Origin of the sequence: Hydrogenobacter sp. T-8 (genome assembly GCF_011006175.1) — a bacterium.
In the GTDB taxonomy this organism is placed as follows: Bacteria; Aquificota; Aquificia; order Aquificales; family Aquificaceae; genus Pampinifervens; species Pampinifervens florentissimum.
Window position 1 is genome coordinate 210,970 of sequence record NZ_CP048795.1, and the last position, 26,731, is coordinate 237,700.

At 44.6% G+C, this 26,731-nt stretch carries 31 protein-coding genes and 1 pseudogene; 10 read left to right on the top strand and 22 right to left on the bottom strand.

Going from position 1 to position 26,731, the window contains the following annotated elements:
* Positions 1–15 precede the first annotated feature (15 nt).
* Complete coding sequence (locus G3M65_RS01215) at positions 16–573, top strand: CDP-alcohol phosphatidyltransferase family protein (protein WP_173832756.1); 558 nt, start codon at positions 16–18, stop codon at positions 571–573.
* Here G3M65_RS01215 and G3M65_RS01220 read toward each other — a convergent pair.
* From G3M65_RS01220 to G3M65_RS01260, 9 genes are read right to left on the bottom strand one after another with little or no spacing between them, the layout of a single operon-like run.
* Positions 506–1,594 carry an MGDG synthase family glycosyltransferase gene (locus G3M65_RS01220; RefSeq protein ID WP_173832757.1) on the bottom strand — a complete coding sequence of 363 codons (1,089 nt, stop codon included), beginning with the start codon at positions 1,592–1,594 and terminating at the stop codon, positions 506–508. The genes G3M65_RS01215 and G3M65_RS01220 overlap by 68 nt on opposite strands.
* A complete protein-coding gene (locus G3M65_RS01225; RefSeq protein WP_254426285.1) occupies positions 1,591–2,322 on the bottom strand; it encodes a metal ABC transporter permease in 732 nt (243 codons plus the stop codon). Before G3M65_RS01225 ends, G3M65_RS01220 begins: the two co-directional genes overlap by 4 nt.
* Positions 2,319–3,203, bottom strand: coding sequence for a metal ABC transporter solute-binding protein, Zn/Mn family (locus G3M65_RS01230; protein WP_173832758.1), 885 nt, complete (start codon positions 3,201–3,203; stop codon positions 2,319–2,321). Before G3M65_RS01230 ends, G3M65_RS01225 begins: the two co-directional genes overlap by 4 nt.
* A 40-nt stretch (positions 3,204–3,243) precedes the next feature.
* Positions 3,244–3,450 carry a hypothetical protein gene (locus G3M65_RS01235; RefSeq protein ID WP_173832759.1) on the bottom strand — a complete coding sequence of 69 codons (207 nt, stop codon included), beginning with the start codon at positions 3,448–3,450 and terminating at the stop codon, positions 3,244–3,246.
* A gap of 57 nt (positions 3,451–3,507) precedes the next feature.
* Positions 3,508–4,929 carry a hypothetical protein gene (locus G3M65_RS01240; protein ID WP_173832760.1) on the bottom strand — a complete coding sequence of 474 codons (1,422 nt, stop codon included), beginning with the start codon at positions 4,927–4,929 and terminating at the stop codon, positions 3,508–3,510.
* Between the two features lie 13 nt (positions 4,930–4,942).
* Positions 4,943–5,281 carry a DsrE-related protein gene (locus G3M65_RS01245; RefSeq protein ID WP_173832761.1) on the bottom strand — a complete coding sequence of 113 codons (339 nt, stop codon included), beginning with the start codon at positions 5,279–5,281 and terminating at the stop codon, positions 4,943–4,945.
* Positions 5,282–5,330: 49 nt separating this feature from the next.
* Complete coding sequence (locus G3M65_RS01250) at positions 5,331–5,597, bottom strand: hypothetical protein (protein WP_173832762.1); 267 nt, start codon at positions 5,595–5,597, stop codon at positions 5,331–5,333.
* Between the two features lie 35 nt (positions 5,598–5,632).
* Entirely contained in the window at positions 5,633–5,914 is a 282-nt protein-coding gene (locus G3M65_RS01255; RefSeq protein ID WP_173832763.1) for a nucleotidyltransferase domain-containing protein, read from the bottom strand.
* Positions 5,915–5,926: 12 nt separating this feature from the next.
* Positions 5,927–6,322 carry a nucleotidyltransferase substrate binding protein gene (locus G3M65_RS01260; RefSeq protein ID WP_173832764.1) on the bottom strand — a complete coding sequence of 132 codons (396 nt, stop codon included), beginning with the start codon at positions 6,320–6,322 and terminating at the stop codon, positions 5,927–5,929.
* Between the two features lie 18 nt (positions 6,323–6,340).
* On the opposite strand from G3M65_RS01260, the gene mog reads away from it, so the two are divergent.
* Positions 6,341–6,871, top strand: coding sequence for a molybdopterin adenylyltransferase (mog, locus tag G3M65_RS01265; RefSeq protein WP_173832765.1), 531 nt, complete (start codon positions 6,341–6,343; stop codon positions 6,869–6,871).
* Between the two features lie 2 nt (positions 6,872–6,873).
* Here the strand turns inward: mog and G3M65_RS01270 are convergent, their stop codons facing one another.
* From G3M65_RS01270 to tpx, 3 genes are all read right to left on the bottom strand, one after another.
* Positions 6,874–7,113: a PepSY domain-containing protein gene (locus G3M65_RS01270; RefSeq protein ID WP_173832766.1), complete on the bottom strand. Its 240-nt coding sequence runs from the start codon at positions 7,111–7,113 to the stop codon at positions 6,874–6,876.
* Positions 7,114–7,146: 33 nt separating this feature from the next.
* On the bottom strand, positions 7,147–7,359 hold the full coding sequence (locus tag G3M65_RS01275; protein WP_173832767.1) for a DUF3276 family protein: 213 nt from the start codon (positions 7,357–7,359) through the stop codon (positions 7,147–7,149).
* Between the two features lie 97 nt (positions 7,360–7,456).
* Entirely contained in the window at positions 7,457–7,966 is a 510-nt protein-coding gene (tpx, locus tag G3M65_RS01280; RefSeq protein ID WP_173832768.1) for a thiol peroxidase, read from the bottom strand.
* A gap of 113 nt (positions 7,967–8,079) precedes the next feature.
* Between tpx and G3M65_RS01285 the strand changes: the two genes are divergently transcribed.
* The 8 genes and pseudogenes from G3M65_RS01285 to G3M65_RS01315 all read left to right on the top strand — a co-directional run bounded on the left by G3M65_RS01285 (position 8,080) and on the right by G3M65_RS01315 (position 16,161).
* Positions 8,080–9,063, top strand: a complete 984-nt coding sequence (locus G3M65_RS01285; protein WP_173832769.1) for a DUF3782 domain-containing protein — start codon at positions 8,080–8,082, stop codon at positions 9,061–9,063.
* A gap of 75 nt (positions 9,064–9,138) precedes the next feature.
* A complete protein-coding gene (locus G3M65_RS01290) occupies positions 9,139–9,399 on the top strand; it encodes a hypothetical protein (RefSeq protein WP_173832770.1) in 261 nt (86 codons plus the stop codon).
* Positions 9,400–9,563: 164 nt separating this feature from the next.
* Positions 9,564–9,908 (top strand): annotated as a pseudogene (locus G3M65_RS10675) (hypothetical protein); the annotation flags it as partial.
* A gap of 216 nt (positions 9,909–10,124) precedes the next feature.
* Entirely contained in the window at positions 10,125–13,412 is a 3,288-nt protein-coding gene (locus G3M65_RS01295; protein WP_173832771.1) for a pilus assembly protein, read from the top strand.
* Positions 13,413–13,426: 14 nt separating this feature from the next.
* Positions 13,427–14,035 (top strand): pilus assembly FimT family protein, encoded by a 609-nt coding sequence (locus tag G3M65_RS01300; protein ID WP_173832772.1) that lies wholly within the window; start codon positions 13,427–13,429, stop codon positions 14,033–14,035.
* Positions 14,028–14,732 carry a type IV pilus modification PilV family protein gene (locus G3M65_RS01305; protein WP_173832773.1) on the top strand — a complete coding sequence of 235 codons (705 nt, stop codon included), beginning with the start codon at positions 14,028–14,030 and terminating at the stop codon, positions 14,730–14,732. The genes G3M65_RS01300 and G3M65_RS01305 overlap by 8 nt, the downstream gene beginning before the upstream one ends.
* Positions 14,729–15,691 carry a prepilin-type N-terminal cleavage/methylation domain-containing protein gene (locus tag G3M65_RS01310; protein ID WP_173832774.1) on the top strand — a complete coding sequence of 321 codons (963 nt, stop codon included), beginning with the start codon at positions 14,729–14,731 and terminating at the stop codon, positions 15,689–15,691. The genes G3M65_RS01305 and G3M65_RS01310 overlap by 4 nt, the downstream gene beginning before the upstream one ends.
* Positions 15,646–16,161, top strand: a complete 516-nt coding sequence (locus tag G3M65_RS01315; RefSeq protein WP_173832775.1) for a hypothetical protein — start codon at positions 15,646–15,648, stop codon at positions 16,159–16,161. The genes G3M65_RS01310 and G3M65_RS01315 overlap by 46 nt, the downstream gene beginning before the upstream one ends.
* Before the next feature lie 6 nt (positions 16,162–16,167).
* Here the strand turns inward: G3M65_RS01315 and G3M65_RS01320 are convergent, their stop codons facing one another.
* From G3M65_RS01320 to glyS, 10 genes are all read right to left on the bottom strand, one after another.
* Complete coding sequence (locus tag G3M65_RS01320; RefSeq protein WP_173832776.1) at positions 16,168–16,701, bottom strand: type II secretion system protein; 534 nt, start codon at positions 16,699–16,701, stop codon at positions 16,168–16,170.
* Between the two features lie 39 nt (positions 16,702–16,740).
* Positions 16,741–17,316: a prepilin-type N-terminal cleavage/methylation domain-containing protein gene (locus G3M65_RS10610; RefSeq protein ID WP_173832777.1), complete on the bottom strand. Its 576-nt coding sequence runs from the start codon at positions 17,314–17,316 to the stop codon at positions 16,741–16,743.
* A 109-nt stretch (positions 17,317–17,425) separates the two neighbouring features.
* Positions 17,426–18,034 (bottom strand): hypothetical protein, encoded by a 609-nt coding sequence (locus tag G3M65_RS01330; protein ID WP_173832778.1) that lies wholly within the window; start codon positions 18,032–18,034, stop codon positions 17,426–17,428.
* Positions 18,034–19,755, bottom strand: a complete 1,722-nt coding sequence (locus G3M65_RS01335; protein ID WP_173832779.1) for a secretin GspD/PilQ domain-containing protein — start codon at positions 19,753–19,755, stop codon at positions 18,034–18,036. The genes G3M65_RS01330 and G3M65_RS01335 overlap by 1 nt, the downstream gene beginning before the upstream one ends.
* Positions 19,752–19,982: a hypothetical protein gene (locus tag G3M65_RS01340; RefSeq protein ID WP_173832780.1), complete on the bottom strand. Its 231-nt coding sequence runs from the start codon at positions 19,980–19,982 to the stop codon at positions 19,752–19,754. The genes G3M65_RS01335 and G3M65_RS01340 overlap by 4 nt, the downstream gene beginning before the upstream one ends.
* Positions 19,979–20,686, bottom strand: a complete 708-nt coding sequence (locus G3M65_RS01345) for a hypothetical protein (RefSeq protein WP_173832781.1) — start codon at positions 20,684–20,686, stop codon at positions 19,979–19,981. Before G3M65_RS01345 ends, G3M65_RS01340 begins: the two co-directional genes overlap by 4 nt.
* Positions 20,687–20,689: 3 nt before the next feature.
* The gene (locus G3M65_RS01350) at positions 20,690–21,340 is read right to left on the bottom strand and encodes an FtsB/FtsL family cell division protein (RefSeq protein WP_173832782.1); all 651 of its coding nucleotides are present in this window, start codon (positions 21,338–21,340) and stop codon (positions 20,690–20,692) included.
* Positions 21,337–22,200 (bottom strand): type IV pilus biogenesis protein PilM, encoded by an 864-nt coding sequence (pilM, locus tag G3M65_RS01355; RefSeq protein ID WP_173832783.1) that lies wholly within the window; start codon positions 22,198–22,200, stop codon positions 21,337–21,339. The genes G3M65_RS01350 and pilM overlap by 4 nt, the downstream gene beginning before the upstream one ends.
* The gene (ppsA, locus tag G3M65_RS01360; protein ID WP_173832784.1) at positions 22,197–24,752 is read right to left on the bottom strand and encodes a pyruvate, water dikinase; all 2,556 of its coding nucleotides are present in this window, start codon (positions 24,750–24,752) and stop codon (positions 22,197–22,199) included. The genes pilM and ppsA overlap by 4 nt, the downstream gene beginning before the upstream one ends.
* Positions 24,749–26,731 (bottom strand): glycine--tRNA ligase subunit beta, encoded by a 1,983-nt coding sequence (glyS, locus tag G3M65_RS01365; protein ID WP_173832785.1) that lies wholly within the window; start codon positions 26,729–26,731, stop codon positions 24,749–24,751. Before glyS ends, ppsA begins: the two co-directional genes overlap by 4 nt.

A 26,731-nucleotide genomic window follows, 5' to 3' on the forward strand; every position in this document is an offset into this window, starting at 1 on the left:
CACTGGGGATATGGTTTGAGAAGCGAGAAGCTGAGGGTAGTTCTCAACGCTATAAGTCTTTCAAGAATACCACTTGGGTTAGTGTTCCTTGTGCTGATTTTAAGAGGCGCACTTACAGAGGGTTTACTGGTTTTCCTTCTGGGTGTTTCCAGCGATAAGGTGGATGGTTTTCTCGCAAGAAGGCTAAGACTTGAAAAAATCGGACTGGGTAGGGTGCTGGACCCTATTTCAGACAGAATCTTTATTTCACTTTCCTTTCTTGCCCTTTGTCTTGCAGAACTGAAGGTTGATATAAGCTGGTGGGCTGTTCTTCTCACAGTAGGGCAAGACCTTATCCTCGCACCCGTGGGTGCCTACGCTACCTTTAAGAAACATAGGGTGAGTGTCTCGGCTCTCGGCAAGCTCGCCACCTCATATCAGTATGTCTTTGTGAGCTTCCTACTTCTTCTTAACCTCCTCGGCTTCAGCTTAAATTTGCTACCCCTTGAGCTTATGCTTGTGAGCCTTAACCTCCTCTCCGCAGGGCATCATATATACCTCTGGCTACTGAAAGGGAAGAATGGGGCTTCCTAAGCCTCTTTATATTTTCCAAAAGTGTTTCCCTCAGGCTACGCTCTCTAAGAAAGGCTCTTAAAACTCTCCGTAGCTCTTCGCTGTTATTGGCAACCATACCTGCCTCGTTCTTCAACAGGTAAAGGGTGTTGTAATACTCCTGACCGGGAAGAGGTTTGTATATGAGAAGAGGTGTTTCCGCAGAAAGGGCTTCCGAGGTTGTTATACCACCAGCTTTAGAGATGAGAAGAATGGACCTTCCCATATATCTTGCCATCTCCTCATGTGTAAGAACTCCCTCAATAGCCTCTATTCCCCTGAACTTTCCCTTTACCTTTTGGCAGAGCCTCTTGTCAGTGCCACACAGTAGCACGGTTCTTATGTCCCCCGGCACAACCTCTTCAACCGCCTCACATATTTCTATGACGGAGGGAGTCATGCCAAACATGCCCGCACTTATGAGAAGAGTATCCCTTTTCTCTTCTCTAAACATGTCAAACTCGGGGTTTATGGGTATTCCCGTAACCTCAACCCTTCCACAGACCACACCCTTTCTGTGTATGTGAAATTCCACTTCCCGTGAAGGTACAAAGTAAACATCTACACCGTCGTGAAGCCACTGCACGTGGGCGACAAAATCTGTAATTACAACAAAAGCCTTCGGAACTGAAAAACCACTGCGTCTAAGTATCTTAAGCATACCTGCGTATGTGGGATAGACCGCAACAACCGCGTCTGGTTTTTCCTCTTCAAGGAGTTCTTTGAGCTTACCAATTCCCGGCAGGGAAAGGAGAAAGTTAAGGATGTTATCCTTCTCCATGTCGTATGTAGAGTTATAGAAGAGTCCATAGATTCTTGGGAAGTATTTCATCATGTAAACGTAGAACCTTGCGTTAAGATTGTTAAGTTTTGGGTTCATGAGAAGGTAAGGGTCTTCTATCTTTACGCTCATAGAGTAGTTTTCTTCCAGAGCTCTTTTGATAGCCTTTGCTACGCTGTTATGCCCCCCACCGAAGGAAGAGGTAAGTATTAGCACCCTCATCTGATTAGCTTTATTATAAACACAGCAAGACCCACAAGAGCCTGCAAAAACACAAGGCTGTAGCCTGTGGGAAGGTCTAGCCAAAAGGATAGGGCTATGGCTAAAAAGCTCCAAAAACTACCCCACACCCACGCAAAGATAAGACCTTTGCGGAGGAGCAAAGACACAAGTGCTGGAGATACAAGTAAAGAAAAAACCACTAGCACACCAGCCAACTTTACAGAGCTGGCAAGTGTAAGAGAAAATAAAGCAAAGAAAGAAAGCTCTTGCCAAAGTCCTCTAAAATGCCTGCGAAGGTATAGCAAAAGTCCTATAAGGGAGTATATGAGGGCAGTTTTGAAAACCTCCTCCAGCCGGACAAAGAGTATGTCGCTGGCGGTGAGTTTCTTTAGCTCCTCCATGCCATGAGCAGAAAAGGACAGCACAAGCACCACAAGGGAAAAGCCAAGAGCATACAGAAGTCCGATAAAAGCCTCTGAGTATTCTTTTAACCTCTGAGAGAGAGCAATAAGAAGGCTGGCAGAAAGTCCAAATAGGAGAGAAAAGAAATAGGCATATCTTCCATCAAGAAGCACAAGGGAGAGGGCAATACCCACCCCAGAGAGCTGAGCCACTGCAATGTCTGTAAAGATTATTCCCCTTTTGACTATTTCCCTTCCAAAGTAGGCATGAATGCCCACAAGCACCACAGAGAGCAGAAAACTGGAAAAAAAGAGGTCCCATATCACTGTGAGAGCCTCCTTAGGATAAGGTCATACATGTCAAAGAGATTTTTTGCATTCTCTGAGCCCACATCGTTAGGAAGCACTAACACCCTTGCACCTATTGGCTCTGCCACCCTTTGTGCGGTCCTTATCTCTCCCTTTCTGAAGCCCTCAAGTATCACAAACTTCACACCTTGACCCCTTGAGCTTTGTACAAGACTGTCTAAATGCCTCGCAGTAGGTGGTATACCCGGTAGAGGCTCAAGGGTTCCTACCTCTTGAATGCCATAGCGATTAAGCAGATAATTATAGGTCTTGTGCCACTGTATTACCTTTAGACCTCTGAGCTTTGAAAAGCCTTCGTCCCATTCCCTTAGCTTTGCGTTCCATTTTCTGAGAAAGTCTTCAAGGTTAGCGTTGTAGAAGGAGCAGTCTTTTGAGTTTAGTTCACACATCTTCTCCTTTATAGCCCTTGCAAGAATGGGAATGTTGTGGGGGTCAAAAACATAGTGAGGGTTTCCCTCAGGATGCACGTCTCCCATTTCCCTTGATACCCTTTCTGGCTTTTCAATAATGTTTATGAACTGAGAAAGGTCCAAAAAGCCTTCTCTTCCGGGTTGAATTCTTGGATTGTTAGACTGCTGAATAAGGGGTGGCAAAAAGCCTATTTCAATACCTGCACCGTTTATTACCACAAGGTCTGCATCCCTCATCCTTGCTATATGAGAGGGTCTTGGCACCACAAAGTGGGGATCCTCATCCGGTCGGGCTATAACATGCACTCTCACTTTGTCCTTTCCTATCTCCTTTACGAGCTCTCCTATCCATGGATAGGTGGCAACCACTTTGAGCTGGGCAAAGGCAAAGGAAAGGCTAAACAGTAGCAGAGCTAAAAGGTTCTTCATGGCATGCACCTCCTTTCAATATTGAATTTGACATTGTATATCATAAACTACCCTCCTCCTTTTTGTCAAGTCTTTTGCCTGCGGACTCTAAGAGCTTTTTAGCACCGAGGTATACCGCCATTCCTACTACCATTGCAGAAGAGTCTATACAGGCAGGGCAGTGTCCACATCCACAAGCGGACATATAGCCAAAGGCTCCTACAGAGGGAGCAAGGGGAAGGGTTTTTATAAGGGTTTTCTTAAGCATGATGTATCTCATCTTAGGCTGTTTAAAGGCGGGGGCAAAAGCCCCCAGATTAGAGCCTTAGAAGGGGTGAGCACCGTGAGCACCTATGGCGAAGTTAAACTGCAGGATAACTTCCTTAACTGGCTTTCTCTTTTGACCCTCGTAGAAGGCTCTGTTTTCCCCTACCTGTAGCCTTATGCGAGAAAACTCGGTGGGAGTGTATTCCAACATGGCATAGTATGCAGGCAGGTTATCTGGAGCCCATACAGAGTTTCCTCCGACCTTTACGCTGTTTTTGTTTATGAGCTCGTATCTGACACCTGCCCTCCACTGCTTGTGAAACCTACCTACAAGTTGAGCGTAAAAGCCTGCCTGTTTTTTACTTACATTTTCAGACACAAGACTTCCACTATCAAATTCATACTCTAAACCCTTCTGGTCTCTATACATGTATTCTCCCTGCAAGGCTATATACCTTACGCTGTCTATCTGATATCTGGCGGTAAGGTCAAGACCGTAGAGCTTTGTCTTTGCATCAAGCCCGTGGTCTCCGTGAGAGTGTCTGTGTTTTCCTTGAGCGTATGAAAGTCCTGTGAGGATAGAGAGGTTTCCTATATCAAAGGAGGTCTTTAGGTATCCCACATAGAGGTTTGGCACGGGCTTGTCTTCAAGCTCAAAGGTGTTGCCCGTATTTGAGTCAGTTATGGTAAAGCCCTTGTAGTTAAAGCTTTGGTCGTTTTCACCTTGTAGCACCTCTACACCAAAGAGGAGATAAAAGGGTGTGGGTGCAAGCCATGTTATGCCTATACCCTTTTCCGTAAGACCGTCATCTCCAAGAAAGACCTTATTTGGTAGTGGCACCGTTGCAAAGTCCCAAGCGTGTGGGTGTTGTGCGTTTAGCCTTCCAAAGCCACTTCTAAACTTACCCACTTTGAGTTGAAAGCCCCCAGGCAAGCCCCTCGTAACCGCATAAGCCTCTTCTATCTCCGCACCATGCTCTGAGAAGGGTATGGTCGCATAAAGGTCAAAGTATGGGTCAACGGGTGCATAGAGGTATAGCTCGCCGTAGTTGAGATTAAAGCCTCTCCTTTCGTTAAGCATGCCGTGTCCATGTCCTTCTTCTCCGTGTGGATGCCAAAGTATGGGAATTTCAAGCTGTTTGTATTCATTATCCTTTCTATTTCTTGCTACCGCAGAAAAGTCCAATATAAAGGAAATGTCTGGCAAAAAGGCGGTCTGCCTGAAAGGAGAGACCTGATAAGCCCTTAGCCTCTCGTCAAACTTAGCCCTTAACTGAAGGCTCCTGTCCGCAGGCTCTGGCTTTTCTGAGAGTTTTTCCTCAAGTTTTGCCTGCTGAGCTTTTTCCAGAGCCTGTATTTTCCTCTCAAGCTCTTGGATAAGTCTTCTTTGTTCCTCTAACTGACGCTTTAGGTCCTGAAGGTTTTCCTGTGCAAAGGTAAAGCTAAATATTCCTCCAAGGAGCAATAGAGCTTTTTTCATGCTTATGACCTCCTTACAGTGTTATTACTTGCTCAACGCCTAATTGCTGGGCTTTTCCATATAGGTTTGGAAAGCACCCTATGGTTGCACCCTCCACCAGCTTGTCTGCAATGTTTCTCTCATAGCAACACTGGTCGCACCCCATAAGGAAGCCTATCTTGCCATCTCTTAGTAGTTTGGCAAGCCTTTCACCTATGGGATTGCCCTTAACTAACACATAGTTGTTGTCAAGAAAGAAAAACATTCCTGCCACCTCTACAGGGTGGGCGTCGTTCTCCAGCTGTGGGAGTATCATCCTCCCAAGTATGTAGCTGGCACTGTTTGGTGTGCTAAAGATATACAAAACTTTCATGGCAAGCACCTCCTTTGGTAGTTTTTAGATGTAAGGGGTCGGTAAGTGCCTAAGAGGTTGGAGGTGCCCGCCCATAGGTGGTCTTTAAGAGAGGTCTAAAGGGTAAAGTTTGAAGGTAAGGCTCAGTCTTTACAAAAAAGGTTATAAGCCTAAGTTTTACTGAAGGTTGATAGCTTGGAGCATCTGTCTGAACATGCTGGATTATGCAAAGAGAACAGTCTATATGAAGCTCATGGTCTTCGTGGTGGTGCTCCGCAGAGGCAAAGTCCGCAAAGAGCAATAAGAGGACGCTTAGAAGTGAGACCAATAACCTCATATTGAAAGTGATTTTAACATTCATAATGTCAACTGTCAAGGCTCTCTTGAGTATATCTCCACCGCCTCCTCCGTAAGCTCCTTATCCTTTATTAGGTCTATCTCATATGGTAGGTCAAGCTCCTCAAGGTTTGAATAGAGTCTTAGGTATTCTGAAAAGCTCATCTGAGGTGCAACAAGCAAAAGGTCTATGTCAGAGCCCCTTGTATAATAGCCTTTAGCCCTTGAACCAAAGAGATATACCTTCTCCACCTTTGGATACTCTTTGAAGAAGTCTCTCAGAAGCTCAATAGTTTTTTCGTCAAGCCCTATCTCCATATTCCCTTTCCCTTATTTCCATGAAGGTTTCCAAAAGTTTGGAAAACTCTTGAAAAAATCCTTGACCACCTTATCCACTACCTGCTCCGCAAGGCTTTGGTCATAAGCATGTAAGGTTAGATTCCTTGCCTTTAACATATCCAGCCAAAGCTCTCCCTTTTCTATCAGACCATACTTAAAAGCTGTCTTGATAGCATCCCTTGAGCCTTTTATATCTGTATGACCTTGATAGAGAAGGTAGTCCCTCATTAGGTTCCAGGCAAGCTCAAAAACATACTCAAAAGCATGAATGAGTCCCTGCTTTTCCAAGTCCGTAAGCTCTCTACTTTTATATAGCTCCACCGCACTTCTCAATTGTTCAAGTGCCTTCTGGTAGCTGTCAAGCCTATATACCCACCTCGGTGTCATAGCTTATAATATAACCTCATGGAAAAGGCAAAAATTGGAGTGCTTACCATATCAGATAGGGCAAGTAGAGGAGAATACGAAGACATAAGTGGTAAATACATTATAGAGTATATAAATGAAGTTGTCACCTCACCCTTTGAGATAGTATACCGTATAGTCCCTGACGAGAGAGACCTAATAGAGGGTGCTTTGATACACATGGCGGACGTGGAGGGTTGCTGTCTTATACTTACCACCGGTGGGACAGGACCTGCACCAAGAGATGTGACGCCAGAAGCTACAGAGGCGATATGTCAAAAAATGCTCCCAGGCTTTGGCGAGCTCATGAGAGCGGTATCATTAAAACAAGTGCCTACCGCAATCCTTTCCCGTCAAACCGCAGGCATAAGAAACAAAACCCTCATAATAAACCTACCCGGCAAGCCCCAATCTATAAAGGTCTGTCTTGATGCGGTTTTCCCTGCAGTCCCCTACTGCATAGACCTAATAGGTGGACCCTATATAACCACAGACGAGAGCAAAGTCAAAGCCTTCAGACCCTCCAAGTAGCCCTACCTTTTTCTGGTAAACCTTAGGAGCTTTCCATCCTTTGCGTCAATTACCGCTGTGCCTTCCGTCCCTCTAACTCTATAAAAACACTCTCCTGTTTTCTTATTCTGAGAAAGCTGAGCGGACTGCACAGTTCCTACATGCTGTCTTGCATTGTTTATAGCCTGCTCAAGGCTTATAGAAGGTCTGCAATCCTCAAAGGCAAAGCTAAGGAAGGGAATAAAGAGGATAAACTTCTTCATAGCTCCCACCTCCTGCAGAGTATTTCAAAGCCTTTACTTTACTTCCTTCATCTTGCCCACCGCCTCCTGCAGGACGGACATAAAGGCTTCCGCCTTGTCCTCAAAAACCATGAGCCTGTTCTTCTTGTCTTCTGTTTGCTCTGTTATCACCAAGTAAGCGGAGCCATCCCTACCCTTCTTGATATCAAAAAAGTATGTTCTCTTGCCAGCGTTCAACTTCTTAGAATAGAGCCTTTCCCTTTCCACGATACAACCTCCTCCCTTTTATTATAAGTTAAAAACCCTTCCTCATCTAACTCAAAACCCTCCAAGAACAACAAGGGGGGGCAAAGCCCCCAGTTTTTTATAGAAGCTCTTTTACTTTGGCTACCACTTCGTCGTAGTTTGGCTCTTGGGTTATCTCTGGCACAAGCTGTATGTAGGCTATTTTACCCTGCTTGTCCACCACGAATATAGCCCTTGCGAGAATACCCTTGAGAGCACCCTCGGATATTAGCACGCCATACTTCTCCATGTCTCTGTATCTGAAGTCAGAGGCTACCACCACATTGCCAATATTGAAGCTCTCACAGAACCTCTTTTGAGCAAAGGGAAGGTCCATAGAAATAACGCATACCGCCACGCCTTCCATACCTGCCATAAGCTCGTTGAATTTTTTGGTCTCTGTCTCACATACGGGAGTGTCCAAGGATGGGACAGTTATTATAACCTGCACCTTGTCGCTTGCCCCGCCTACCGTTACTTCTTGAAGGTCCTTTGTGACCACATAAGCCACCGGTGCAGGGTCTCCAACCTTTAGAGCGGGTCCGCAAAGGGCAACAGGATTGCCTTTAAGGTTTACAGTCTGTGCCATGGTTTTACCTCCTTATGGGTTTTGCTATATTTTAAGGGTTGTGGAAGGGCTTTCAGAATGATTTATATCAAGAAGCTCAGATGCTTAGGCTTATAAGCTTATAATTTACTATCATGCAGGCACAAAACCTTGAAGAGCTAAAGAGGCTTGTTCTTAAGGTATTGCCAGAAATTATAAAGGAAGACCCCGTCATAAAGGCTTATATCAAAGACCTACTAAAAGACAGCTTCGCAGAGAAGGATAAGACCGAAGATAGGATAGAAAAGCTCTATGAGGAGCTGGTAAGACTAAGAGAGGATTCCGAGAAGAGGTGGCAGGAGTATTTGGAGGATAGGGAGAGGGTGTGGGCGGAGTTAGAAAGGCAAAGGGAAGAGTCTAACAGAAGATGGGAGCAATACATACAAGAAAGAGATAAAATGTGGGCGGAGCTGGAAAGGAGAAGAGAGGAAGAAAGACAAGAAAGGGAAAGAATGTGGGCAGAGATGGAAAGGAGAAGAGAAGAGGACAAAAAGGAAAAGGAATCAATCTGGGCAGAGTTGGAAAGACAAAGGGAAGAATCTGAAAGAAAGTGGGAGGAGTATAAGAAAGCTCTTGAGGAGCAAAGAGAAATACTTATGCAACATTCCAAGATACTTGAGGAACACAGCAAAGCTATACAGTTTCTTATGGAAGAGGTAAAAAGGCTAAGCAGGAAACATGACTCTACTATTGGTGCTCTCGGAGCTTGCTGGGGGCTACATTCTGAGGAGTCTTTTAGGAATGCTCTCAAGGGTATACTTGAGGAGAGTTTTCCTGTAAAGGTGGAGAGATATATCAACTACGACAAGGAAGGTATAGTTTTTGGAAGACCAGACCAGATAGAGCTTGACCTTATCATTAAAAATGGTGAGATAATTGTGGCGGAGATAAAGTCCTCTATGAGTAAGGCTGATGTGTACGCCTTTTTAAGAAAGTTAGACTTTTACCAATCTAAGGAAGGCGTAAAGGTTAGCAGAGCCATAATAATATCGCCTATGGTAGACCCAAAGGCAAAAGATGTTGCACTAAAAAATGGTATAGAGGTTTATTCTTATGCGGAGGATGTGGAGGGGCTTTAGAGGGTCTATTTTTCACATATAGTTCACGCAAAGAACCTAAGATTGTAAGAATCTATTATACTAAGGAGGGTTAAAATGCTTAGAGTTTTTGCTATTAGTTTGATTTTGTTTGGCTTTTTACATGCTTTGGAATTGGACGGAGTAAAAGTAGAAGTTAGAGGGAATACGCTAAGTGTGGATGGCAGAAGCTATATACTTGGAAAAAACTTGGTAATAGAAAGCCCAACAGGAAACCAGTTAAACATAGATGCATTGAACTATGCAAGGGCTATAAAGATGGAGTTTAACAGAGCAGGTGAAGTTATTTACATAAAAATCTTAGGATGGTGGGATTAGCCATGAGAAAGGTAGCTGTTTTGACAAAGGCTTTGGTTTTCCTAATTATATTGCTGATAGGGCCCTCAAGGTCAGCAAATATGTCTGATTACTGCTATGTACCTCCTTTTGTAGGCACAAGCGTAAAACCCAATGTCCTTATTGTAATGGACTTCTCTGGCTCTATGCAGTTTCCTGCCTATGTGCCTTGCAATTTTGGAGGCTATAATAATTATGTAGCTCAATGTGGTAGTAGCACATACTCCTATAACCCAAATCAAACATATTCGGGATATTTTGACCCTGATAAGTGCTATCAATATTCTTCAAGCTTTTTTCAAGAGGCTAGCTGTAATTGCTCAAACAGAATCGGCTCAAGCAGTTGTATCTCAGGAAACCTTTTAAACTGGATAACTACAACACGAATTGATATCGCTCGTATGGTCTTAACTGGAGGAAGAACTTCTCAGTCCGGAGGAAATACCTTCCTTGAGAGCGAGGGGGCACAATATACTATAAATGAAAACAACCTAAAATGCAGGTTTAAGATAAATGTTAATACCACTACCGATAGGCGGATAACCGTATCAAACTATAACGGCACTTGCCCATTAGGAAATAATACTATATCTAACGCTCGGATCAGGATTAGACCTTCTGATCCGAACTCTATAAGAGGAATTATTCATTCTTTCTGTGATACTTCTGACTTGAATGGTCAGGTCAATGAGAAGTGCCAGCTCATTATGGAATTTATGGTATTTGCAAGTGATGGTAGATATGGAGAGATCAGAACTGGTAAAAATGCAACCCTTGCAAGCCTGATTAGTGCTATAAACAATGAGCAACCCTACTACGGTACACCTACAGGTGAAGCTTTGTGGGAAGCCTATGACTTTTATAAACAAAGCAACGACTATAACTATGAAGCAAATTCAGCTTATATTAATCGCGGAAATGGAAATGTAGATCCTTACTATGACGGTTCTGGAGGAAACAGCTATCCTGTGCCTTGTAGAAAGGGTTTTGTTTTACTGCTTTCAGATGGTGCTTGGAATGGTATTGTGGACCCAGTTGTGCCAGCCCGTATTATGGCAACACAAGACCTCAGAAGCGACCTATCTGGAAAGCAAAATGTTTATACATACGCAGTTTACGCCTTTGGAGATTTAGACCCTGGTACAAGTCTTCAAGGAAGGCAGGCAATGATAACTACCGCTATTTTTGGCGGCTTTGAAGACATTGACTCTAACACTTGGCCTTTCCCATTTACTGGAATTCAATACCCAAATGGAAGTGGAACTTGCTCTTCCCTTGAGTACACTGTAAGAACTAATATTCAAACGACTTCAACTACCTATTGCAACAGTAGAGGTGTGACTTATTCCCTTCCCCAGTGCAATCCTCCAAATAATTGGGACCCCAAGTGTGCGGAGTGGGATACAGTTGGGAATACTCCTAAGGACGGACTACCCTACAACTTCTTTGAAGCTAATGATGCGGAATCTTTGAGAAATGCCTTGCTTTCTGCCTTCTCCGAAATTCTCAAACGTGCCTCCTCTGGTGCCACTGTGGCAACCTTGGCTTCAAGAACTAGTATTTCTTCTGTGGTTCTACAACCTTACTTCTATCCCAGATACATCAGGCAAGATGGGACAGAGATATCATGGATAGGTTTCTTACGCAGTTTCTGGGTGGATACAAAACAAAACCTTAGAGAGGATACTAACACCAACAAAATACTTGAAATGGCTGGTAATGTTTTTGACAAGATATTCCAGTTTGTATTCGACCCAAACGCCAACGAGACAAAGGTAGCCATTCTCAGTGGTAGCGACCCAGACAATGCTTGCAGTATGGAAGCTCTGAGAGGTGTCAATGAGCTAAGACCTCTCTTTGATGCAGGATGCAGGCTTGCTGTCGAAAATCCCAACGATAGAAAGATATACTACAATAAAGACGGTAACTTGGTAGAGTTTACTACAGGAGAGGCAAGTTATGTAAGGAGCATATGGCAGTCTATAGAAAACTCCGTAAATAATGATACAGGAGCAAGTTGTGTTATAAGATATCTCCGCGGGGAGAAGGTATCCTCAGACACAAATTGCAATGCGGTTCTTGGTCTTGTGAATAGGATTAGGGAGTTCGACACTGCATCTTTGGGTGCTTTGTGTCCCACCTACTCAGTCAGCGGGGAAAGGACCTGGAAGCTGGGAGATATAATATATTCCACGCCCTCTCTAGTCTCCGCAGAACCTCTAAACATATACCATCTTAGATACAGCGACAGCACCTATCTTGAATACATAAGGAGAAGCCAATATAGGAACAGAGCATCCTTTAGCTTTATAAGTGCTAATGATGGTATGTTGCATGTCTTTAGGATTGGCTCTATCAAAGAGAGGAAAGTCTGTTCCAACAACCAAAATATGGAGTGCAGCGAAGATTCGGACTGCCCTGGCGGATACTGTATACCCAATCAGAACGCACCAGTTAAACTGATCAACGCACCAAACAACAACAATACAGACCTTATAGCACGCGAGGAGTGGGCTTTTATTCCACGGAACGCACTGCCTTATCTAGTCTGGTATGGAAGAAGTGACTACTGCCACGTGCCAACGGTGGACTATAGAACCATAGTGGTGGATGCCTCCATAGGTGGTGGCTCAAATGAAAGCAAGACTGTAAACAGCTGGAGGACCATATTGGTGGGAACTATGGGATTTGGGGGCAAGGCTATTACAGCAGGAGATTATACATACTCCTCTGCAATCTTTGCCCTTGACCTGACGGGTTGGCTCGATGGCACCAGCGATAGACCAACTCTTCTTTGGGAAAGGCCTATACCAGACAACACACTAACGCTTTCCTTCCCTGCAATAGTCAGGCTTGGTGACCCAGATAAGAACGGCGAGTGGTATGTGGTTGTAGGAACAGGTCCGATGGAAGCTGGCGATAAACAGGCAACATCCGGCTCTGAAAGTTATGCAAGCTCAACAAAACTCTACTTTATAAACCTTAGAAACGGCGATGTGGTGAGGGATATAACCTTATCTCTCCCCTCTGGTGTAATGGCTGCAGTGGGTGATATAATGCCCTTTGATGTGGACAACGACTACAGGGATGACGTGCTTTACTTTGGGCTTTATGGAAGGGGGAACAATGGAAATTCTTGGGGCAACTTTTACAGGCTAACCCTAAGAAGTGGAAGCAGTTACAAGTCTGTGAACTCCCTTAGTGCGTCAGATATATCTACAGCAGTAGACCTGTCTTCCTTTAATACGGGCAGTCATAGACCACCAGTCTTTGGAGCACCTAACGCTACAAAGGATGAGATGGGTGCCTTATGGGTCTTTTTTGGAACAGGAAAGTTCCTGAGCTCCTTAGACAAAACTATACCTTATAACAACTTCCTAATTGGCTTTAAGGATGACTGCTGGAATGGCACATGCTCCAACTCGTATACAAGAGGCAACATGGACAACACAACTGGAAGCACTACATCTGCGGTCGTCTCGGAACTCAAAAACATGTGTATCTGCACAAGTGCGGGATGCAACACAGAGCAGGTGGTTTCAAGCACCAGCTATACTGCACTGCCCCTACCCGTGTCAAGAGGCTGGTATTACCAACTAAGTGGTGAGGCTATATACTCAAGACCAGTTGTCTTTGGAGGAATAGTAGACGCTCTTACCTTTGTCCCACCAGGTGATGTATGCCAAATGGAAGGTAGGTCTAACCTTCTTACCCTCTACTACAAGTCGGGCACTCCCTATCCCAGACCTGCGGTTCTGTCACCTAATGCGGTCTCTGGAAGTAGGACTATAGGCTCCACTGTTCAGGTTCTTGGACACATCCAAGCGGGACAAGGTGTTCCGCCTATAGGTACTCCTTTCCAGATAAGCATGGCACCAGGTCAAAGCGCACAGTATGAAAAATTCGTCCAGCTCTCAAGTGGTCTTATACTTAGGTTCCCTCAGCAGGTAGGAACGGAAGCCCAGGGGAGGTTTATACTGTGGATAGAAAAGTAAGTGGTTACACTATTATGGAACTGTTGGTTATAATTGCCATATTATCCATACTTGCTGGCTTCTTTTTATATCCCATGTTGGTGCAGGTGGCGAGGGAAAGGCTGAGGGCTGGTATGACCCAATTTGCCAGTGACCTTAACCAGGTAAAGCTTAGGTCTATATCTACGGGTAGCATGTGGGGCATAAGGGTATGCGGTGGTAACGGACAGTATAAGGTCTTTATAGACCATGATATGAACTGCAGAGATGTGAACCCAAACTGTACCTCAATCGATACTACAAGGGTTTGTTCCGCCGCGCCCAATGCAACATGTTCCGATGGTGCTGACTGTTTAGCTAGCTGTGATAATAATAGCGGTAGATGTGTTAATGCCCCTGATGTTATCTGTAACACTGCTAATGACTGTCCTCCTAGCACGGGTCCCTGCCTTCAAAGAGAGAGACTGATAAGTTTTCCTACCGGCGTAGCACCGGGAAATGATTTTTACGTGGTCTTTGACCGCAGAGGCTACGTGCTGAACTACTCCTGCGGTTTTGGTGCTGGAACTTTGACGCTAAGAAACTTCCTTGGGGAAGAGAGAAGGGTCATACTAGACAGACTCGGGAGGGTAAGGTATGAATAAGAAGGGTTTTACTCTTATTGAACTTTTGGTTGCCACTATACTCTTGCTGATAATAATGATAGGCTTTTTGAGAGGGCTTCTTTTTTATATTCAGTATTCTATCCAAGAACAGACAAAGGACAGGGCGCTGGAAATCATGGGGGAGATAGCTTCGAAGGTAGAGTCTATGCCTTACTGTCAGGACAATACTCCCACCTGCACGAACCATTTCTTACAAGCCAATGGAGGTTATGTAGCAGATTGGCAGAATGCAACTTGTGATATAGCTGGTCAATGTTCCTTTGACAACAGAGACAGTGACGGCGATGGATTAAGAGACTTTAGAGACCCCTACAACGGCAACAATAATAACTCAAGAGGTAATCCTCTCGGCACAGCGGATTGGCTTAACATAAAGCCAGGAACTTCATCCGTTTGCAAGCGCGACATAAATAGGCCCTGTACCAGAGAAGAAGACTGCCCTGGAGTGGGTCCCTGCGTTAAGCTATGCGCAGATAGAGCTGGCAACCAAATACAAGACTTGATATGCGGGGAGCTTTTTAAAGGTAGATGGATATATGCGGGAGCAACACTCGCTCGAATCGTCAGGTATAATGTGGAGGTGGGAAAAGGGGTGGGGGTAATAGTGTGGTATTTTGAGCCTTCTTCTGGCAATTATAGGGGCTACGCAACTACTGTGATGAGGGAAAGAAAATGAAGAGAGGTTTCACTCTCATTGAACTGCTCGTAGTGATGGCAATAGCTCTCATAGTTGGTGTGGGTGTTTATGTTGCCTATGTGAACCTTATAAGAGAAGCGGTAACTAAGTCTATCATCGCAAAGAACGAACAAGACATAACCGCATTGCTTTACCAGATAAGGAAGGACTTCTCCAGTATAGGCTTTGGTGTGGACAGGAACAGACTTAGAATCGTAGATACCCATGGAACACCTAACGATGGAGTAATTGACTGCAACAGCTTAACAGCCTTTGGAAACTTTAACACTGTATTGGCAAGGTGTAGGGCTAACGACAGGCAAGAGGAACTTTACTTTCTGAGCCTTGCTAGCAGACAGCAGAGGTTTTCTGGATGCTGGTGGAGCACAAACACATTAGGACAACTCATAAACAGAAGCACCACTTACATGCTTGCGGAATGCCCCCAAAACCTTGATGGAATAGGTAACTGCCTTGCCCTTGACCCAAATAAGAATTGTGTAGAAACTGGGTGTTCAGTTCGGCCATGCAACACCTACACTTCTCAGGAGAACAGACTTATCTTTTTTGCAGGGGATGGTAGTTATCCAGGGAATTTTGCAGTTAGATACTACACCTCAGATATCAACCTCCCCAGAGAATGTGCTCCCCAAACCTTTAACCTTCTCAAGGATGTGCAGGGAGATGCCTTGGCTCAACCTGTGGCTTCCTGTGTGGGTGCCTTCAGGGTGAGGTATTTCGACGGCAACAATTACTCGGAAAGTATAAATCTCATCCAGAATCTAAGAGCCATAAGAGTTTGCCTGCTCGTGCAGGTAGGAGGGCGGACTTCTCTGAATATGGAAGTGCCACAGTTTTCTGCGAGCTGTGGTGGAACAATGACAATACCAACGCAAGATTGGAGGTGGTATAGATGGCGAGTAGTAGAGGAAAACATTATTTTGGAAAACATAAGATGAAAAGAGGCGTTGCCCTTATATCTGTTCTAACAACTGCTATAATAGTGGCATTAATAATAGGTGGTCTGTATATACTGCTTACGAGGGTTTTTGAGACCTCCAGGATGTCTGGAGTTTATGCTACCACGAGGGATGCGGCAAGGGGTGGAATAAGCTATACAGTATCTCAGATAACAGGCGGTTCCTTTGATAGTCTCTTGACAGGCGACTGCCCAGATGGAACTGCCTCAAGACCTGGAAACTGCTGTGACCTTAGACTTACTTACAGACTGGTCGGTGTAACTGGAGAATACACCAATACCGTAACCGTATGCCTCACAGGTTATGCACCACAGCCCGGCTTTGAGATAGAGGGCGTTGCCTACACAAGACCTTCCCCGGGTGGGAAAGGATATGTCTATACCATAGTTTCAGAGGCCCTGGGTCCGCAGGGTTCAAGGTCAAGGGTTGAGGCGGTCTATGTAAGATAGTAGAAACTACCTTATTACGCACTTTATACCTGCACCTTCACTATGTGTGTTGTTTGTAATCCTGCAGACTACCATGAAATCTCCAATCCCGTCGAGCTTTCCAGCCACATAATAGTCTTGTGCAACCTGACCACCACTACAAACAAACTGTGAGCCTCTTGGATTGCCATTTTCAATATGCGCGGAATTGTCTGGAGCTGTGCTTAGAACTTTAAAAGATACAGCCCCTCCAGGTGTAGACATCTTGGCATTAGAGGGCTGCAGGTTGTTTGATGTGTCAAAAACAAGACAGTTCTTAAGAGGAGCTGGCTCACTTCCCACTGTATCAATAACAAAACTTACTGGACTTGTCTGCTCCTTTGTTTGTAAACACCAGACAAAAATATCCATAGCACAAGCTCTCACAACCGGTTCAGCATAAGAACTCAACTTTGCCCTTCTCTGATTCTTTGCATAGGAAAACAAACCTATAGATACAAGCACTGATATTATGACAAGAACCATTAAAAGCTCTATAAGGGTAAAAGCTCTTATTTTCATAAATAAATAAAAATGGGGGCAATACACCCCCCATAAGGCTTATTTCACTTGACAACGAACTCCAGTACCAGTAGAATGGGCAGAGTTTGTGATTGTGCAAACTACTATGTAATCACCAATACCATCCATCTTCCCAGCAACGTGTATGGTATTGCCTACCTCTCCCTGCGTGTTACATGTAAATGTGTCTCCCCTTGGGTTTCCATCAGTTATGTCAGTTGGACTACTTGGTTCTGAAGTTAGAACCTTAAAGGAAACTGGACCGCCTGGAGTAGTGAGCTTCACGGTATTAGCCTGTAGTGCACCGTTTGCGTCGTATACAAGGCAGTTTTTGAGGGGAGCATTACCTGTTCCTGTATCTATTGTGTATGAATCTGTCCCGCTTGCTGCTGGCCTTTCTGTACACCAAGCAACTATGTCCATAGCACATGCTCTAACCGCAGGTTCCGCGTAGGAGCTTATCCTCGACTTTCTCTGATACTTCATGTAAGACGGCAGGGCTATTGATGCCAATATGGCTATGATGGCTATAACCACAAGTAGCTCAATGAGGGTGAAACCCTTTGCCTTGTTGAGCTCTACCGCTTGCCTTGTGGCTCTAAGTAGCTTTTTCATGACTACCCTCCTTAAAAGTATTTCCTCTCCCGCCCGGGCTGAGAGGATGGTAATAGTTTACATCTTTAGAATGCAATGTCAAGGGGTTTCACGAAAATTTCACGAACTCCTAAGCCTTATGTTCGCTCTGATATATCAGGATCGCAACTGACAGGGAGAGGAGAAAAAGACCCAAAAGTTTAATAAAAGTAAATCCCGTGTTCATCATATACAAAGCCACCAAAGGTAGAGAGTAAGAAAACATAACCCAATTTTTGTCTTTGGTGTATTTCAAACCCAAGAGGTGAGAAATAGGTGGTGCTCCTTTGGAGTGGAAAAAAGCATGCTGATACAAGTATATGAGAATAAGGCTCATGATTAGCTTAGACCAAACTACAGCCTTTGTGCTGTAAAAGAGCCTGCTTAGTAGGTTAGCAAAATCCTCAGACCATACAGAAAACTTAAGCATATAAAATACAAGGAGATTGTCTAAGAAGAGGGAAAGTAAAACCAAAGATACAGGTCTGGCCCTGCCCGCATCTACAACTATCATCTGACAAACGCTTCCAAGTTCAGCCTTTAGTTTTGAATATTTTTCCTCATCACATTCCACCACAGCCTCGTTTTTGCCTTCGTGAACACTTCTGTAAAGAGGAGTAGGGTTTATATCCAACTCAGACAACTTAAGAGCGATTTCCTCTAAGTTGTTTTCGTTTATGCCTCTTATTAGGAGCTTCATCACTGGCTGATTACGGTTGGAGTTATGAATATAAGAAGTTCCGTATCAAACTTTCTTACCCTCTCCTGTCCGAAGAGATACTTAAGCAAGGGAACTCTTACTACCCCAGGCACGCCCTCGTTAGTTACGCCATCTTGATTGTCTATTATGCCACCTAGCACCACGGTCTGACCATTTTCCACGACTATCTTGGTCTTTACCTCTTTTGTGTTTATGGCAGGTCCTTGTGGAGTTTGAATTCCCACGGTATCGCGTTTTATTTCTATATCCATTAGTATTCTACCATCTGGTGATATTACCGGTGTGACATCAAGCTGGAGAACCACATCCTTGAACTGTATGTTCGGCACTGCGGTGCCACCGGCACCGACTGCAGCAGTTTGATAGGGAACTTGAACGCCCTGTTTTATTGTAGCTTTCTGACCGTTAATAGTAACCACGGTAGGCTTCGCTATACTTTTAGCTTTATCTATCCTTTCAAGGGCTGAAATCCTTAGGTTAAGAGCGTTGAGAACACCCCTCTGATAGGTAAAGGTCAATATACCGCCAGGTGTGGCAGAAAGTCCAGGGATTGGGTTCAATGGTGTGTTTGTGCCTATATTTGAACCAATACCTCCACTCCAAAATTGTGGAACATTAGCTTGTGATAACAAGGCATTCCAGTTTATGCCAAGCTCTCTGAGGGATTCTTCTCTAACCTCTACTATGCGTGCCTCTATGGACACTCTTACGGGGCTTTCGCTTATGTAGTCTTTGAACCTTTCTTGTATAATTTGTAAAACATCTGGATAGTCAGTTATCATAACCGCGTTAAACTCCCTTATAATAGGAGTTGGGGCCTTTTGAGTTTGTTGTTGTGCTTGTGTCTGTTGTTGAGGCTGTAAGTCCTGCCTTTCTACGAGAGCACCTCCACTCAGCACAATACCTGCTTCAGACCTTAGAGGCTCTATCATCTTTATAAACTCATCGGGGCTTATGTATTTTAGGTAGAATATCTTGGTAACTGGTCTTCTTTCAGAAGGTGTGGTGATTAGGAAAGGCTTAAGAGCCTCTGTGTACAGCTCCATCTGCTTGGGACTATCTGTTATGACAAGAGCGGAAAAATCATAAGATTTAGTTATTGATGTGTCTGGTCTAGTGTAAGACTTTATTCGTCTTTCTGCTTCATCTAGCCCTATGCCCCTTAGGTAGAACACCCTAGTAGTCCTCTCTTCTGCTGGGACCAGTGCATCTGCAAGTTTCCTATAATCCTTAAGTATTGGCTCAAGCCTTTTTATGTTTTTTTCCTCGTCCCTGATATATATAGTTTTGAGCGTTTTGTCTATGACTATTTCTGCAGACGGAGTTACTCGTGCCTTTAGGAAGTTTATTATCTCGTTTATCTGTTTATCATCAAGTCCAGCTACGTTTATATTTATCTCTGCGCCTTTCGTAATACGGAAAACCTTTGTATCCGCAGGGACTGCTATGAGACTATACTCTTTTAGAATAATGTTCATAGCTTCTCCTACGGGCACAGGTCTGTATATGGCAACGCTTACTGTCTTTTGAAGGTCTTGAGAAACCGCTGGGTCAAAGATAACATTCATACCAGAAACTTCCGCAAGTGCCTTTAGGACTGCTTCCAATTTAACATTCTCAAACCTCATCTCTCTTACTGTCTGAGAGTAAGAAAAGCCCACAAACAAAAGTATCACAATAAATCCTAATACCTTCCTCATTTTTTACCTCCTTCCCTTTGTTCTTCGGTCTTTTTCATAAACTGTGATGGGTTTCTGTCTACTCTTATGTTTCTTACCGAGCCATCTTTTTCTTCAACCACAATGTAATTTTCTACCTTTCCCTGCCTTTCAATCACTATATAGCCTACCGCACCCTCAAGGTTTTGAAAGGGTTGCTGTGCAAAGACAAAACCAAAACAAGTCAAAAGAAATATCAATCTCTTCATAGCTCCTGTCCCTCCTTCATTAGGATATTTATTACCATTTCCGCCCTCAACTTATTACCTTCACTGCTGAGACTTAGCGACACTGGATAGGATATTATACCCTCTCTTCTCATGCCATCAAGGAATGCTCTCACGGAAGCGTAGTCTCCAAGGAGCGTCATTTTAACCTCGCTTCTTAGAAGAGTTACCCCTTCTTGAGGTTGTTGCCCCGTTTGCTGTTGACCTTTTTGCCCCTGTTGTTGGGTTTGTTGCTGTTGCTGTAATTCCTTTACGACCTTCTTTTCACCTTCTTGGGTTATTGCATAGCTTACCTTTTGAGCCCCAGAAACCTGCAGGTTGAGTATTTTAACTTTTGACCTTTTAGCTATACGCCCTATGTTGGCAATTATTTTACCCACATCTTTTTCTGTTGGTATTTCTCCAACCAAACTAACAAGTTCCGCTTGTTTTGTAAGGTATTCTTCTTCAAGAGCCTTTTCTTCCTTCCTTAGGTTCTCAAGTATTGCTGGATTAAGGCTTGCCCTTATGCGTTGAATATCCGCTTTAGCATTGTTCACTTCTACTTTTAGTTTGCTTACTTCGTCCATAGCTGGAGATAGTAGCATGAGCCAAATATATACGATTAAAACAAGGGGAAGGACAAGAATTAGGACATACCTCTGCCAAGGGGGAAGTGCCTTAAACTGTTCTATGAGTTTTTGCATGGTCTACCTCCCCTCCTGTAGGTTTCTTTCAGAGGAAAGTTTAGCGGAGTAATATTCAAATCCATGAGGGTTTAACTTTCTCTCAAGCTGAGCGAGAGAAGCTCTCTCAGAAGCATTACTTAGTGCCTTCCCATAAGAACTGAGGCTCTCGTAGTCAAAGGAGTTTATTTCAAGCTCTGAAGTTAGCTTCTGTTGATTTATATCTAAAGATTGTCTGTAGGAACTAATCCAAGCAGCTTTGGGCACGTAGGACATGTAAAAGGAAAAGCCTGAGTTAAAAGGCTCGTAGTAAGCCTTTAGCCCGACGATTATGTCCTTACTCTTTTCAACATCCTGAACTTCTTTCTTTATTCTGGCTATTCTCTCTTCTATAGCCCTTTTCTCATCAAGGAATTTTTTTGCCTCTGCTTGAAGCCTTGTCTTCTCTGCGTTTAAATTGCTTATCTCTGCCTTAAGATGCTCTACATCTTGACGAACCTTCCAATAATACCCCAATACCGCCACCACACCAAGCCATAGCAAAAGCCCTGCGTAATATTCTCCCCCAGCTTTGAGTAAGTCCTGCACCTTTAAAGTTTTCAAGGATGATAAATCAAAGGCTATGCCCCTTTTTGCCTCCTCCTTCCTTACCTTTGCAAGGTTTATCTTTATCATCCTTCCATCCCCCTTATACTTAATATGTACGGAATAAAGAAGTTTGGTTTAAGCTCCTCAAGGTCAAGAATCCCAAGTATAGGAAGGTTTTCCATGATTCGCGTAAGCATTTCCTCATCTGCGATTATGGGTCCTGCTACATACATACTGGAAAGGTCGTTCAGAACCACAATGTTTCTAATCTCCGCAAAAAAACTCTCAAGGGACTCCTCATCCCTGCTTTTCAAGAACTCCGAGAAGCTCCAATAGGTCACGTAGTAGCTTATATTGGTGGGTGAATAGGTGGTTAGTATGGAGTAGTTATAGTCAATGTAAAGAATGGAAAAGGGAACAGGGAGCTTGTGATAGAGCCCGTAATTTATTATGGCGACAACCTCGTAGTCAAGAGTATGAAGTTTAAGCCCCACACTTTCCACCATTTTTCTTATGCCTTCAACTGTTTCTTTCCGAGAGAGCACTAGAACCACACCCACCTGTTTCCCCTCAGCTCCTGGCTCCAGTATAAAATAGTCGTAATAGGTTTCTTCTCTCATGGCGGAGAGTTCCCTCTTTATAGACCACTCTATGGCACTCTGGAGGTCCTTCTTGCTCATGGATGCAGGATATTTGTAGAACTTGAGAAGCCCATCGTTGACCGGTATGCAGGCTACGACCCTTTTGCCAGAGAGCCCGTATTTTTGAACTACCTCTCTCAGGACTTTTTCCTTATCCTTCCCCTCAAGGTTTACTTCAATGGGTTCTGAAAGAGGCTTTTTGTCTTTCCCCAGCTCCAGAAGTCTTATAACCTTGTCTGTAAACTGCAGACCCACTATGGTCTTGACACCCTTTAGCAAGGGTGGAAAGGCAAGGCTTATGTTCATGGCACCATCTCCCTCATCCTATTTTCCGCATCCGCAACCACGAGCATGGTCTTAAGCACAGAATCTGGGTTTAGAGATATGCTGTCTATACCCTGCTCCACAAGAAAGACCGCAAACTCTGGAAAGTCAGATGGACCCTGACCGCATATGCCCACCTTTTTACCCTTTTCCTTTGCGGTTTGTATAAGGTGTGCTATGAACCTCTTTACCGCCTCGTTTCTTTCGTCATAAAGGTGTGCTACAAGTCCAGAGTCTCTGTCAAGACCAAGGGTTAGCTGTGTGAGGTCATTGGAACCTATAGAAAAGCCGTCAAATATCTCCGCAAACCTGTCCGCAAGTATTACGTTGCTGGGAAGCTCAGCCATCACATAGACTTCAAGCCCGTTTTCCCCCTTCCTGAGTCCATATTGCTCCATTACCTGTAGCACCCTTTCTCCCTCCTCGGGTGTTCTACAAAATGGTATCATAACCTTTGTATTTGTCAAGCCCATCTTGTTCCGCACCCTTAGTATTGCCTGACACTCAAGCCCAAAGGCGGGTTTATAGACCTCTGAATAATACCTTGATGCGCCCCTCCAGCCCAGCATGGGGTTTTCTTCCTCTGGTTCAAAAAGCTCACCGCCTATTAGCCCTCTGTATTCGTTGGACTTAAAGTCAGAAAACCTAACAATGACCGGGTTCGGATAAAAGGCGGAGGATATTTTAGCAACCCCGTAAGAGAGCTTTTTCACAAAATACTGAGCCTTGTCCTCATAGCCAAAGGTGAGGCTCTCTATGTCCTCTATGAGCTTTTGAAGGTTTATCTGTTTTTTGTCCTTGCCCTTTGCCAGCTTGTCTGAGAGCGGTGGCTTTGCATACCTGTATATGACAGACATGCTCACATTACCCCTGTCATCCAAAAGACCCTGAGCCCTTAGCTCTTGGTATAGTTCCTTTATCTCTGCGTAGTGTAGGAGGGCAAGGGGGTGTATCTTTATGTAGTTGGCTATTATGAACTCTTCTCTGGCAAGTCCCACGCCGTCGTTGGGGATGGAGGAATACTTAAAGGCGGACTCTGGATTGCCCACGTTCATCATTATCTTTGTGTTTGTCCTTGGGAGGTTTTCAAGGTTTATCTCCTCAACCTCAAAAGGGACAAAGCCTTCGTAAACATAACCCACCTCACCCTCCGCACAGGAAAGGGTCACCTCCATGCCTGTTTTGAGTATCTCTGTGGCTTTGTGAGTGCCCACCACCGCAGGTATTCCAAGCTCTCTTGCTACTATGGCTGCGTGTGCGGTTCTGCCTCCCCTGTTGGTTATTATGCCCTTCGCCTTCTTCATTACAGGCTCCCAGTCGGGGTCTGTTATGTCGGTGACCAGTATCTCACCTTCTTGAAACTGCCCCGCATCTTTTAGGTCGTGTATGACCCTTACCTTTCCGTGGGCAATTTTGTCACCCACCGCTATGCCATAAACTATTCTTTTCTTTGCCCTTTCTTCAATAGGCTGGGTGAACTTGTAGACCTTGAGGATGTTTTCTTCTCTTCTTGAGTGCACAGTTTCTGGTCTTGCCTGCACCACAAAGAGCTGATTAAGCACTCCATCCTTCGCCCATTCTATGTCCATGGGCATCCACTTGCCATTTTTTCTGGAGTAGTAATCCTCTATGAGTATGCCCCATCTTGCAAGCTGGAGAATCTCATCGTCAGATAGTGCAAACTGCTTTTGCTCTTGGAGGGATACGTTTACCACCTTGACCCTCTCCTGCCCAGTGCCATATACCATCTTTCTGTCTTTTCTTCCCAGCTTTTTCTCAATTATGGCAGAGTATCCAGCCTGAAGGGTGGGCTTGAAGACCATGTATTCGTCGGGAGTTACCATACCCTGAACCAAAAGCTCACCAAGTCCATAAGAGGCGTTTATCACCACCACATCCTTAAAGCCAGATTCTGTGTCAAGGGTGAACATGACACCAGAGGCACCCATATCGGAGCGAACCATCTTCTGCACGCCAATGGCTATGCCTACCTTGAAGTGGTCAAAGCCAAAGGACTCCCTGTAGGATATAGCTCTGTCGGTAAAGAGGGAGGCAAAGCCGTTTTTAACTGCGGTCAGCACGTTCTCCGCACCCACCACATTGAGGTAAGTCTCTTGCTGTCCTGCAAAGGATGCATGGGGCAGGTCTTCTGCTGTGGCGGAGGATCGCACCGCTACATCCACCGCAAAAGAGCCATACCTCTCTGAGAGTTTTTCATAGTAGTTTTTTATTCCCTCTTCAATCTCCCTTGGGAACTCACCACCCTTTATAAGTTCTCTTATCTGGTGACCCTTCTTTGCAAGGTCTATCACATCCTTTGGGTCAAGCCCACGAAGTATCCTCCTTATCTCCTCCTCAAGTCCGTTATGCTCAATGAATTTGTAGTAAGCCTCAGAGGTTACCACAAAACCGTAGGGGACATTGACGCCAAGGGAAGACAGGTTTCTTATCATCTCACCAAGAGAGGCATTCTTGCCCCCCACGAGGGGTATATCCTCGATGCCCACCTCATCAAGCCACACAAGATACTTCATGCCTTACCTCCTTCTGTTACTATCTTGCTAAAATCCGCAAACCTGTTAAAAAGTTTTTTTATTCTGTAAAGAAGGGAAAGCCTGTTTTTCCTTACCTCTTCTCTGGGGTCCATCACTAAGACCTTATCGAAGAACCTATCTATGGGTTCCTTTAGGACGGATAAATTGAGTAAATCCTGCGTGTCTTCGAGGCTCCTATAGGCTTGCCAAAGGCTTTTTTCCTCTTCCTCTTGGAATAGCCCTTCTTCTACCATATCTTCCCTCCATTCTGAGGGCAGTATCCTTACCACCCTCCTGTAGGCTTCTACTATATGTTTAAATTCTTCCTCCTCTCTGAGGCTGGCAAGGGTTTTTACTATGCTTATAGCCTCATAGGGTCTGAATGGGCTTTTCACTTCAAGAACCGCCCTAACAAGGTCGTAGCCATAGGGGTCAAGGTAGGCTTCAAGCCTTGCTTCAAGAAACTTCTCCATGTCTTTTGTATAGCTTTCAAGCAATGCGGAAAGGTCTATATTCCACCCAAAGTGCTCTAATATGGCAAAAAGCCCTTGAGCAAGCCTTTTCATACCGTAGGGGTCTGAGCTTCCCTTTGGGGCTTCGCCCACTGTGATGAGAGTGTTTAGACTGTCAAGTCTATCCGCTATAGATAGCACCGCAGAGATATCGCTTGAGGGCAATGGGTCAGAGGCTCTTACTGGAAGATAATGTTCATACAAAGCAAGAGCAACTTCCGGGTCTTCACCCTGCTTGAGGGCGTATATGTATCCCATATAACCTTGAAGTTCGTCAAGCTCCCTTACCATCTGCGTAAGAAGGTCTACCTTACAGAGCTGGCTTGCCCTCTCTATCTTTCTCTTCTTATCTTCAGAAAATCCCAGAAGGTCCGCCAGCTTCATGGCAAGTGCTCCAACCCTTCTAACCTTCTCTAACATACTGCCGGCCTTTGGATGGAATAGAACTTCCGACAGCTGAGGGAGAAGCTCCTCCAAAGGTTTTTTGAGGTCTTCTCTGTAGAAAAACAGCGCATCCTCAAGCCTCGCCCTTATCACCTTTTCGTAGCCTCTAACGATTACACTATCTCTTGGATAGTTGTTGCTTATGGCTATAAAGTAGGGCAGGAGCCGGCCCTCTTTTTCTACGCAGAAGAACCTCTGATGATGGGCAAGGACGGTCATTATTACCCTGTCAGGAAGCTCAAGGTATTTTTCCTCAAACTTTCCAACCACCGCAAAGGGAAACTCTACGAGGTTTGCCACCTCCTCTTCCAAACCCTCGGGGTAAAAGGGCTTTCCGCCAAGAGCATAAGCCTCATCCCGAAGAAATGCAAGCACCATGCCGAGCCTTTCTTTATAGTCCGCAATAACATAACTACCCTTAAGAGCCTCAACATAGTCCCCTGCGCTCCTGAGCTCCACTTGACCAGGGGAGAGTATCCTGTGTCCATAGGTTATCCTGTCAGCCCTTAGCTTTCCGAAGGAGAGGGGAAGAACTTGGTCACCGTAAAGGGCACATATCCATCTTATGGGTCTTGAAAACCTGAGGTTTGAAGAGTCCCACCTCATGGTTTTTGGGAAGGGGACAGATTGGAGAAGCTCCTCAAAGGTTTCTGAAAGTTTCTCAAGGGGTGAGACTTCTTTTACCCTCCTTCTTATAGCCACATACAGACCCTCACCCTTTTGAACTTCAATGGCTTCTTCCATGCTTGCCTTGTTTCTTTCAAGAAAGGCAAGAAGTGCCTTAGTGGGCTTTCCTTCCTCATAGGCTACCTTAACTGGTGGACCATAGATGGTTTCTTCCCTCTCAGGGGCAATGTTTTGGAAGTTTTTAACAAAAAAGGCAAGCCTTCTCGGTGTTGCAAAGGTTTGGATGTCTTCTCTCTGCAGTATGTGGTGGAGTTTTTCTTTCAGATGGTCTACCGCGCGCAGTATAGCACCTGCGGGCAGTTCTTCCGTTCCTATTTCTATGAGAAGGTCTTTCAT